This is a genomic window from Variovorax sp. 10N432, from assembly GCF_056394465.1.
Map to the genome: position 1 here is coordinate 1 of NZ_JBFTHX010000076.1, position 10,921 is coordinate 10,921.

The 10,921-nt window shown below is 67.7% G+C and carries 4 protein-coding genes; all 4 read right to left on the reverse strand.

What is annotated here, in order from left to right; genetic code table 11:
* Positions 1–4,862: Ig-like domain-containing protein (locus AC1DF3_RS35760; RefSeq protein ID WP_478142633.1), on the reverse strand; the 4,862-nt coding region annotated here is incomplete at its 3' end.
* A gap of 298 nt (positions 4,863–5,160) precedes the next feature.
* Positions 5,161–8,160: a PAS domain-containing hybrid sensor histidine kinase/response regulator gene (locus tag AC1DF3_RS35765; RefSeq protein ID WP_478142634.1), complete on the reverse strand. Its 3,000-nt coding sequence runs from the start codon at positions 8,158–8,160 to the stop codon at positions 5,161–5,163.
* A 119-nt stretch (positions 8,161–8,279) separates the two neighbouring features.
* Positions 8,280–9,083 carry a hypothetical protein gene (locus AC1DF3_RS35770; RefSeq protein ID WP_478142635.1) on the reverse strand — a complete coding sequence of 268 codons (804 nt, stop codon included), beginning with the start codon at positions 9,081–9,083 and terminating at the stop codon, positions 8,280–8,282.
* A gap of 349 nt (positions 9,084–9,432) precedes the next feature.
* The coding region (locus AC1DF3_RS35775) for a YadA family autotransporter adhesin (protein WP_478142636.1) at positions 9,433–10,921 on the reverse strand (1,489 nt) is incomplete at its 5' end.

Genomic DNA, 10,921 nt, shown 5'->3' on the forward strand with positions numbered 1-10,921 from the left:
GCGTCGACGTTGGTCGCCTCGACGTGGTGCGGGCCATCGTTCAATTCCTTGCCCAGGTCGGGCGTGAAGCTCCACGAGCCGTCCGGGTTCACATCGGTCTCGCCGATCTTCACCCCGTTGTCGTAGATCACGACCTTCTCGCCCGAGTTGCCTCCGGTGCCGCTGATGGTCGGACGCTCGTCATTCGTCGAGCCACCGTTGACCACCGGACCTTCGATGTACGGCTTGTCGTCTTCGACGCCGCCAAGCACYGGCGCCCCAGGCGGCGTGTAGTCCGTGATCACCTTGAACTCGCCGGACTCGGCGCTGGTGTTGCCCGCAGCGTCCGTCGACTTCGCCGTGAAGACGTGTTCGCCTTCCACCAGCGGGGTGGTCGGCGTGAACACCCAGTTGCCCTGGGCGTCGGCATCGACCGAGCCCAGCACCTTGTCGCCGTCGTACACCGTCACCTTCGAGCCGGCTTCCGCCGTGCCTTTGAGCGTCGGCGACGGGTCGTTGGTGGTCTCGCCGTTGACCAGCGCGCGCGTGCCGCTTGCCTCGTCAACGTCGTCCAGCACTTCGCTGATCACCGGCGCCCCAGGCGCCACCGTGTCGATGCTGAAGTTGAACGGACCCGCCTTGCTCTTGTTGCCGGTGGTGTCCGTCTGCTCCACCGTGATGCTGTGGCCGTTCTGGCCCAGGTCCGCCGACGGCGTGAAGCTCCAGGTGCCGTCCGACTTCACCGTCGTCGTGCCCAGCGACTCGGCACCGTCGAACAGTTCGATCAGGCCACCGGCCTTGCCCCTGCCCTGGATTTCCGGGCGCAGGTCGTCCGTCACGCCGTTGGGCGCAACGTTGCCCGTGATGGGGCCGAAGTCGTCCACCACCGCGGTGATCGTCACCGGCAGTTTGGAGGTGTCCACCGTCACGTTGAGTTCTTCACCCGGGCCGCTCACGTTGCCCGCGGGATCGGTCACCGTCGTGGTGAAGTTGTGCGGTCCGTCCGGCAGGTCCTTGGGCAGTTCCAGGCTCCAGTTGCCGCCGCCGTCGACCTGGGCGCTGCCCAGCAGCGTCGGGCCGTCGTACACCTTCACGACGCTGCCAGGCTCCGCCTTGCCTGCGAAGCTCGGACGTGCGTCGTCGGTGGTGTCTCCGTTCTTGAGATCGCCGGTCTGGTCGCCGACGTCGTCCGTCACCACCAGGCCCTGCACCGGGTCCGGCGCCGTCGTGTCGACCACGAAGTTCCAGATGCCCGTGTGCAGGCTGGTCTGGCCCACCGCGTTGGTCGCCGTCGCCGTGATGTCGTGGCCGCCGTCGCTCAGCGACCCGGTCGTGAATTCCCAGGTGCCGTCGGCCTTCACCTGCGTGCTGCCCAGCAGCGTGCTGCCGTCGTACACCTTGATGATGTTGCCCGCCACGGACGTCCCGATGATCGTCGGCGTGTCGTCGTCGGTCACCTCGCCCTTTTGCAGGTTGTGCACTTCGCCCTCGTCGTCGCGGACGTTTTCGATCACGGGCACCGCCGGCACCGTCACGCTCACCACGATCTCGTAGCCCGCGCTCGGGTTGGTCTCGTTGCCCGCAGGGTCAGCTTCCACCGCCGTGAATTCATTCGAGCCGGAGGGCAGCGGCTTCGCCACCTGCAGTTCCCACTTGCCGCTCGCATCCACGGTCGCGCTGCCCAGCACGTACGTGCCCAGGCCGTTGGTCACGGACACGATCACTTTGTCGCCCGCCGTGCCGGTGCCGGAGATCAGCGGCGCGCTGTCGTCCGTGGTCACGCCAGGGGCCACGTTGCCCGTGACTTCACCCTGGTCGTCGTACACGCCGGTGATCGCCAGCTTCGTGAAGTCCGGCGGCGTGTAGTCGGTGATGACCTTGAACTCGTCGGACTTGTCGCTGGTGTTGCCCGCCGCGTCGGTGGCCGTGGTCGTGAAGACGTGTTCGCCTTCAGGAAGCCCCGTGGTCGGCGTGAAGGTCCAGTTGCCGCCCGGATCGGTCTGGACCGAGCCCAGCGGCTCGCCCTTGTCGTACACGGTGACGATGCTGCCCGGCTCGGCCGTTCCCTTGAGTGTCGGCGAGGGGTCGTCGGTGACGTCGCCGCTGTGCAGCGGATCCTGCTTGGGGCCGACGTCGTCCGTCACCGAACCGATGACCGGCGCGTTCGGTGCGAGCGTGTCCACGCTGAAGACGAACGCCGAGGTCGGATCGCTCGTGTTGCCCGCCGCATCCTTGGCCACGGCCGTGATGCTGTGCGCACCCTGGTCCAGGTCGCCCGTGGGCGTGAGGCTCCAGGTGCCGTCAGGGTTCACCTTCGTGGTGCCCAGCTCGTTCGTGCCGTCGTACACCGTGATGGTGCTGCCGGGCTTGCCCGTGCCCGTGATCTCCGGACGGGCGTCGTCGGTCACGCCGTTGGGCGTGATGTTGCCCGTGACTGCGCCCTGGTCATCGATCACCGCACCGATGGAGACGACCACGCCGGTGGTGTCCAGCGTCACGTTCAGCGGCGGGGTCGCCCCGCTCACGTTGCCCGCAGGGTCGGTCACCGTCGTGGTGAAGCTGTGCTCGCCGTCAGGCAGCGCCGTGCTCGGCGTGAAGCTCCAGTTGCCCTGGTCGTCCACCGGCGCTTCGCCCAGCTTGGTCGCGCCGTCGTACACCGTCACGGTGCTTTTCGGCTCGGCCTTGCCGCTGAAGGTCGGGCGGCTGTCGTCGGTGGTGTCGCCGTCCTTGAGGTCACCCTGCTGGTCGCCCACGTTGTCGACCACCTGGAGGTCGTCGACCGCGGCCGGGGGGGTGGTGTCGACCGTGAAGGCCCAGACGCCGGTCGGTGCGCTGACCTGGCCGGCAGCGTCGGTCGCGGTGGCCGTGATGCCGTGCGGGCCGTCCTTCAGCGAATCGGTGGTGAATTCCCACTTGCCGTTGTCACCGGCCTGCACGCTGCCCAGCAGCGTGCTGCCGTCGTAGATCTTGACCAGGCTCTTGGGCTGAGCGGTGCCGATGATGGTCGGCGTGTCGTCGTTGGTGGCCTCGCCCTTGTGGAGGAAGTGCACCTCGCCCACGTCGTCCCGGACGTTTTCGATCACCGGCGCATTCGGGCCGACGACGTCGACGGTCACGGTGTAGGGATTGCTCGGGTCGGTCATGTTGCCCGCCGGGTCCATCTCGATGGCCGTGAATGTGTTGTCGCCCGAAGCCAGGGATTGACCGCTCACCTGCAGCGACCAGTTGCCGTTGCTGTCGACCAACGCATTGCCCAGTACGTGCGTGCCGTTGACATCGATGACCGACACGATGATCGTGTCGCCCGCGGTGCCCGTGCCCTTGATGAGCGGCTGACTGTCATCGGTGGTTCCACCCGCCGGCACGATGCCGGTGACGGGCTCGACGTTGTCTTCGACACCCGTGATCGCGAGCTTGCTGACGTCGGGCGCGGTGTAGTCCGTGGTCAGCTTGAATTCGTCGGACTTGTCGCTGGTGTTGCCCGCCGCATCGGTCGCCGTGGCAGTGAAGACGTGCTCGCCCTCGCTGAGGTCAGCGATCGGCGTGAAGGTCCAGTTGCCGTTCGCATCAACTTGCGAGGCTCCCAGGAATTCGTCGCCGTCGTAGATCTTGACCGTGCTGCCGGGCTCCGCCTTGCCGGTCAGGGTAGGGGCCTTGTCGTCCGTCGTGTCGCCATTGTTCAGCGGCCCTTGCAGCACGCCTTGGTCATCGATCGCCTGGCCGAAGGTGGGCGCGCGGGGATCGACCGTGTCCACGTTCACCGGCAGTTCGACCGGGGCGCTGGGGTTGCCGGCCTTGTCGGTCTCGACCACGATGATCTTGCCGTCGCCCTCGGGCTGCTTGCTATCCGCAGTCACCGACCAGCTTCCGTCCGGACCCACCTCGGCGGTGCCCGTCGAGCCATCGGGGAACGTGACCGTGATCGTGTTGCCGGGTTCGCCATCCGTGCCGCTCACGATGGGGTTTTCGGTCTTGACCAGGCCGGTGTCGTCGATGGTGCCATCGACCTTGGCATGGGGCGGCGCCGGCGGCGTGGTGTCGACCTCGAACCCGAAGGGGTCCGACGGATCGCTCGTGTTGCCGTTCTTGTCGGTCTCGGTGACGGTGACCGAATGCGAGCCTTCCGTGAATGGCTTGTCGGGCGTGACGCTCCAGCTGCCATCCGGCGCGACGGTGGCCGTACCGATGACGGAACCATCCTTGTCGGTGATGGTGATCTTGTTGCCGGGCTCGCCCCTGCCGGTGAATTCGGGCTGGCTGTCGTCGGTCAAGCCGCCATTGGCGATCGGACCCTTGAATGGGCCCTGGTCGTCGATCACCTGCCCGATCCCGCTGGTGGTCGGCTTCTGCGCCGGCTCCGGCGGCTTGACGACGATGGGCTCCACGCCCTCCGACCCGCCTTCGCGCGCAATGGCCGTCACGACGCCGGCCAGCGCCGCGACACCCAGCCCACCCAGCAGCAGCGGCCAGAACGCGAAGTGGTTGTCCTCGCCCACCGGCCCTGGCGGTACCGGGTCGCCGGCCAGCGCGACGGGCGCCATCTGTCCATCGGCCAGCGAGAAGATGTCGCCGCCATCGGTGCGGCCATAGGCATAGAGCTGGCCATCCTCGGCCACCCCGTAGATGCCCGAAGGCTCGGCCAGGGCATAGAAGCCCTCCAGCACCAGGGCCGGGCTGGTCTCGCCCTCGAGCGTGACATGGAGGTCGTCGCCCACGCGCGTCAACGTGGCGTTTTCAGGTCCGACGTCGCCCTCGCCCTTCAAGAGGTACTTGACATTCGGCAAAGCCTTGATCTTGAGCGGCGCCGCACCGTCCAGGGCGATCGGATCACCCGCCTTCTTGCCGTTCTTGTTGATGACTACAGCCGTCTTTTTTTTAGCCACTGAATACCCCAGCCCTGTGAAGAGAATAGAAAAAACCGAACAAATAACTTGCGAATCGAGTTGCAGGCCAGCAGGGCCCGCAGCGGCCGAGGGGGCGCCGAATCGTTAGACGGCCCACCCCTACCAGCTTGAATCGCGGACTGTATTGAAGAGGGCGTGAATACAGAATGAGAACGGGGCGCGACTCGGCAATGAAAATTCCGAAAGACGGCCGGAAGCCCTCATGACCTCGGCTACCGCGTCATAAATCACGAAATCGGAAGCCCAAAGGGGCCGCCCCGCCGCTACCCGACAGCGCTCAGACGAGGCTCCCGTGTCTGCTCGCGAAGGCCTCGGCGCGCGACAGCGCCGCCACCAGTTCGCCGCGCGCCGCGGCACAGAGCCCCTGGGCGACCGCATCGGACCCCGCGCCCTCGGCCGTCCCCAGTGCCTCGACGGCCCGCAGCGCGGCGACAGCGCTTTCTTCGTCCAGCTGATGGCAAGCCGAGCAGAGCCGATGGGCCAGCTGGCGCAATCGCACGCGGTCACCGGCCTCGATGGCGGCGTCGAAGCCTTCCAGGTCCTGCCGGGTGGCGGTGATGAAGATGCCCAGCAGTTGCGCGACTTCGGCGGGATCGCCGCCGCACAGCGCGGCGAGCGCCGGATAGGCAGCGGCAGGCACGGGCTGGTCGACCGCTGGCGCGTCGGCCGGCGCAGCCGGGCGATCAAGGACGTCCGCCAGCGCGTCGCGAAGGTCCAGCAGCTGCAGCGGCTTGGACAGGTAGCCGTCCATGCCCAGTGCCCGGCAGCGCTCGGCTTCGCCCTGCAGGGCATTCGCGGTGAGGGCCACGATCGGCAGGCGGGCGAGACCGAGCTCGGCCTCGCGCGCGCGCACCCGGCGGGCGAGGTCGTAGCCATCGAGGCGCGGCATGTGGCAGTCGGTCAGCAGCAGGGCGTAGTCGGCACCGGGCGTCGTCAGCCGTTCCCAGGCCTGCTCGCCGTCCTCGGCGCAATCGCAGCTGAAGCCGAGCTTGGCGAGCTGCATCGTGATGACCTCGCGGTTGAGCTGATGGTCCTCGGCGAACAGCAGCTTGCGGCCCCGACCGATCGGCGTGACCGCCCCGCCGCCCGAGGCCGCACGCCCCAGCGGACGCAAGGTCGGCGCCGCATCGGCAGCCGATGTCCAGGCGCGCAGCGGCAGCGTGACGATGAAGCGGCTGCCCTGGCCCAGCTGGCTTTCGCAGCGGATGCTGCCGCCCATCAGGTCGACCAGCTGCCGCACGATGGTCAGCCCGAGGCCGGTGCCGCCATAGCGGCGCGTGGTGGCGACCTCGGCCTGCCGGAAGGGCTCGAACAGCGACTCGATGGCAGCCGGGTCGATGCCGATGCCGGTGTCAGCGACCGACAGCTCCAGCGAGGTCTCGGAGGGCCGACGCGCCGCCACCGTGACGCCGCCCTCCGTGGTGAACTTGAGCGCGTTGCCGATGAGGTTGGTCAGGATCTGCCTCAGGCGCACCGAATCGCTCACGATGAACTGGGGAATCCGCGGGTCGACATCGAATGTCAGGCCGATCGCCTTGCGCTGCGCGTCCGGGGCCACCGTGAGGCAGATGTCCTCGACCAGCCCGTGCAACGACAGCGGCCGGTTCTCGAGCTCGAGCTTGCCAGCCTCGATCTTGGAGAAGTCGAGGATGTCGTTGATGATCGTCAGCAAGGCGACCGATGATTCCCGGCTGCGCAGGAGCATCGCGCGCTGGTCATCCGTGAGCGGCGTGTCGATCACGAGGTCGATGGTCCCGAGCACGCCGGCGAGCGGGGTGCGCACCTCGTGGCTCATCATCGCCAGGAACTGCCGCTTGGCGTCGAGCGCCGCGCGCGCCTCCTCGGCCTTGGCGGTCAGGTCGGCCTTGAGCGCTTCTTCGCGCGTGATGTCCTTGACGATGCCCGTGAAGGTGACCCACGCCGGATCGGCGCCGTCCTCGACGCTGGACGTCACGCTGCCGCGCACGTCGAGCGTGCGCAGTTCGCCATCGCGGCCGCTGATTCGAAGGTGGTCCCGGTAGGCGCCATGGCCTCGCCGGTAAGCCTTGCGCATGGCGCGCCCGGCCCGATAGCGGTCCTCGGGAGGCAGCATCCTGAGCAGATCGCGATAGCAGATGTCGGCCTGGTCGGGCCGGCGGAAGATCTCCCGGATCTTGGGGTCGGCCGTGATGACCGTGTCGCCCAGGGCCATGTCGGCCGCGGCGGAATCCTTGTGGGCGCGGGTCACCGAGCGCCAGACGCCGAGGCCGCCGACCGTCAGCGCCAGCGCCAGGTTGGCCTGGGACTGCTCGAGTTCCGCCAGCACCCGCTCGGCCTCGCGCTTGGCGTCGCGGAGGGCCAGCTCGCCGAGGCGCCGGTCGGTGATGTCGCGGTTGATGCCGATCAGGAAATCGTGGTCGCCGCGACGCCGGTTCCGCGAGGAAAAGCCCTCGATCCAGCGCACCGCGCCCGAGTCGTCGACGATACGGCACTCGTACGCCATGACTTCGTCGGACTGCCGCGCGCTGGCCAGCCGCCGGTCGAGTTCAGCGGCGTCGTCCGGATGCACCCGGGAAAAAGCCGCGGAAAGGCCTGTTTCGCCGCGCTGCATGCCGAGAATCTTCAGCGCCCGCGCGTCGGCATGCACTTCGTCGGTGCTCAGGTTCAATTCCCAGGTGCCCATGCCCGCGGCGTCGAGTGCGATGCGCAGCCGGCCAAGGGCCACTTCGAGATCGCGCTGCAGCTGCTTCTGCTCGGTCACGTCGACCACCACGCCGACGATGCCGTGCAGCTCGCCGTGACGATCGCGGACCGGGCGCTTGCTCGCCAGGAAACTGCGCCGGACGCCGTCGACCACGATGTCTTCGTCGAAGCTGCGCGCCTGGCCTGAGGCGATGAGCTCGCGGTCCTGGGCGACGAAGCGATCGCGCAGCGCGGTGCCGAAAACGTCGAGATCATTCTTGCCGATGACCGCCGACGCGCGCAGGCCGAAGGCGCGCTCGAACTCGGCGTTCAAGACCTGGTAGCGCAAATTCGTGTCCTTGAAGAACAGGCCGTGCGGCACCGCATCGAGGATGGCATGGATCTGGTCGTCGAGGCGCTGGCGGGCACGGGTGCGCAGGTACTGCAGGATCACCAGCGCGACGATGCTGAACGATATCAACGCCATCCAGAACCAATGCAGCTCGATGGCCATCGGCTGGCCGAAGAAATAGCTCGCGACGCCGAGCACGCAAGCCAACGCCATCGTGACAGTGCCCGAGTCGACAGTCCGCCACAGGACATTCGCCTTGATCATGGAGACTCCGCTTCGATCTGAAGACCGCTCGGGCGGAGACTAGACGATCGGCGCAAGACGCGCCAGTCGACGGCACAGCCGGCGCCCGCTGGGCCGGGCTTGGCATGGGCGCTGCGCGCTCAGCCCAGGTCGGCCGCCGGCACCGCGCGGCGGGGTTTCGGGACGGCGGCCAGCGGTGCGCGCGCAAGAGTTGGCTGGCGCCTCTGCGGCGGCCTGTTCTCGAGCCGGTAGGCGGCGCCCGGCAAGGCCTCCAGGGCCCAGCCGTTCGAGCCGTCGAGCGCGAGCGCGACGCGCAGATCGTCGATGGTGCAGGCCAGGTTGTCGATGCGATGCCAGTTGGCACCGTGCTCGCCGGCCGGCAGCATGCGCGTCAGCCAGGCCCCGGCGACCGGGCGGCCGGCGCCATAGAACAATTCGAGCGCGATGTCGAAGTCCACCGCATCGAGTTTCAGTTTCTCATCGTTGAAGGTGACGATTCTTTCGGTCGGATGGAATGCGTAGCGGTCCCACGCGAGCTGGCGCGGCGTGCTGGCGAATCCGAGCGAATCGAGGAACGAGTGGATGACGCGATAGAGGTCGCTGAAGTAGCGCGGCGAGGTCGCGACCTTCCCGCCGCCCACCGCCCCGCGCTGGCGGACCGCGCGTCCCGGCTGCTGCATGGGCACGCGGAGCACCGGAACGGTGGACCCGATCAGGTCGTGCGCGCAGGCGGCCACGGCCCGGCCCTGGCTGTCGGTATCAGGCATATCGCCCAGCAGCAGCAGATCGAGGTGGGCAGCGCCCGGGCCCAATGCCAGGAATTCGTCGAGATTCGTGAAGACGAGCGGGGAGTGACCCAGTGCACGCAGCACGCGGCGGATGAGTTCGCGCGAACGGGGTGAGTACGCCAGCACCCCGGCGCGCCGGGCAGCGGCGCGGCTCATGACAAGACCCAGACCAGGGCCACGGCAGGCAAGGCGATCATGTTGGCTCCCTTCAGGCATTGCGGATCACGCATGCCGCGTTCTGTTGAGGATGGATGCCGACGCGAGGTCGGCGGATGTCGATCGGCCGTGATGGCGGCCTCCGGGATCGGCAGGAAGGCAGCAAAGAATCGTACGGACCGCATTGATCGCGGAACATCAGAAGGGTCTGAAAGGACCCAGCGAAACATCACACGAAGTACTACAGTGCCGTGCCTACCGTCGGTTAAATCCACGCTGGGCGATTGCACGAAAAAAAGGGACGTCATGCTCAGCGTGACGTCCCTTCTTCATTCAGCCGGAAGCCGACTTACCAGTGGAAGCCGATGCCTGCGCTCACGCCGGCGTTGCCGCGCGTGTTGACCGTGCCCGCAATCTTGGTGACCCAGCGGCTGTTCTCCGACACCTTCGACACGCCGATGGCGAGGGCCGACTCGCCGCCCATGTTGCTCAGCGCGGCCGATGCCATGCCCCGCCCCGGGATGATCGACTGCGGCAGGGTCGCCACCGCCATGGCCGACGCGGCTGCTGCGTTCGAATCGCGCTTGACGCTGGCGATGTCCGACTGGACCTGGTCCATGCGCTGGTCGGTGTAGGCCTTGGCGCTGTCCGCGACCGAGTCGAGCTGACGCTTGTTGACGGCATCGGTGTCCATGACGGCATCCGCCACGTTGGCGATCGCACGCTCGTTGCCTGCCGATCCGACGGACACGGTGTTCTCGCGATTGCCGGTCGTCGAGCCGGCGCCGATCGCCACGCTGTTGCCGGCCGAAGCCGTCGCGCCGGCGCCGATCGCCACCGCGTTGTCGCCGCTGGCCACGGCCGCCTGCGTCGCATCGCCGCTGGTGGCCACATGCGCATTGGCCTGCGAGGTGCTCGTGACCTTCTCGACCTGGGTGATGCGATTCTTCGCGGAGTCCATCGTACCGGCCAGGCCGTTGAGGGCATCCGCCACGCTGCCGTACGTGGCGTTGTTCACCGTGTAGCTCGGTGCCACCATCTTGCCGTTGGCATCGATCGTGGCGCCGCCACCCAGCGAGGAGGCGACATCGCGCAACTGCCCGACGTTGGCCGCATCGGTGTTCGCCCTGCCGGCGCCGACGTTCTGCAGCAGCACCGCAGCGCCACCCTGGTTGAAGGTCACCGTGCCGCGGTCGGAGCCCGCGTCGTAGGTCACTGCGTCGAGCGTGTTGCCGCCGGCGTCGACCAGGCCGGCCTTCTTGAGTTGGCCGACGTTGACCGCATCGGTTTCGGCCTTGCCCGCGGCCACGCCGCTCAGCACGCGATCGCCTTCGGTGCCCGCGAAGTTCACTGAGGTGCCGGCCTTGTCGCCAGCCACCGTGATGGCATGGGTCGTCGCGTCCTGCTTCACCAGGCCCACCGTGCCGTTGTCGAGCTTGTTCGAGATGTTGGTGATCTCGTTCGTGTTGCCCTCGATCTTGGTCTCGGCCGTGCCCAGGCGTCCGTTCGTCGCGTTCAGCTGCGACATGTTCACCGCGTCSTTRTCGGCGACGCCGGCCGTGACGTTCTTCAGCGTGCGGGTGTTGCCGTCCTTGTCGGCGAAGTCCACCGCCACGCCGTCRGTGGCCTTGCCCACCGTCAGGTCGGCACCGGCTGCAGCTTGCTGCACCAGGCCTGCCGTGCCGTTGGTCACGCTGTTCTTGAGCGTGTTGATCTCGCCCGTGTTGCCGGCGATGTCGGTCGTGTTCTGCGTCACGCGGTCGCCCAGGGCGCCGATCGCGTTCGTATTGCCGGCCACGCTCTGGTTGGTCGCGTTCAGCTGCGACATGTTCACCGCG

What these genes read in the sequence shown, in the direction of transcription:
- AC1DF3_RS35770 (WP_478142635.1), bottom strand. Translation starts at nt 9,083, where the DNA reads ATGAGCCGCGCCGCTGCCCGGCGCGCCGGGGTGCTGGCGTACTCACCC.
- AC1DF3_RS35765 (WP_478142634.1), bottom strand. Translation starts at nt 8,160, where the DNA reads ATGATCAAGGCGAATGTCCTGTGGCGGACTGTCGACTCGGGCACTGTC.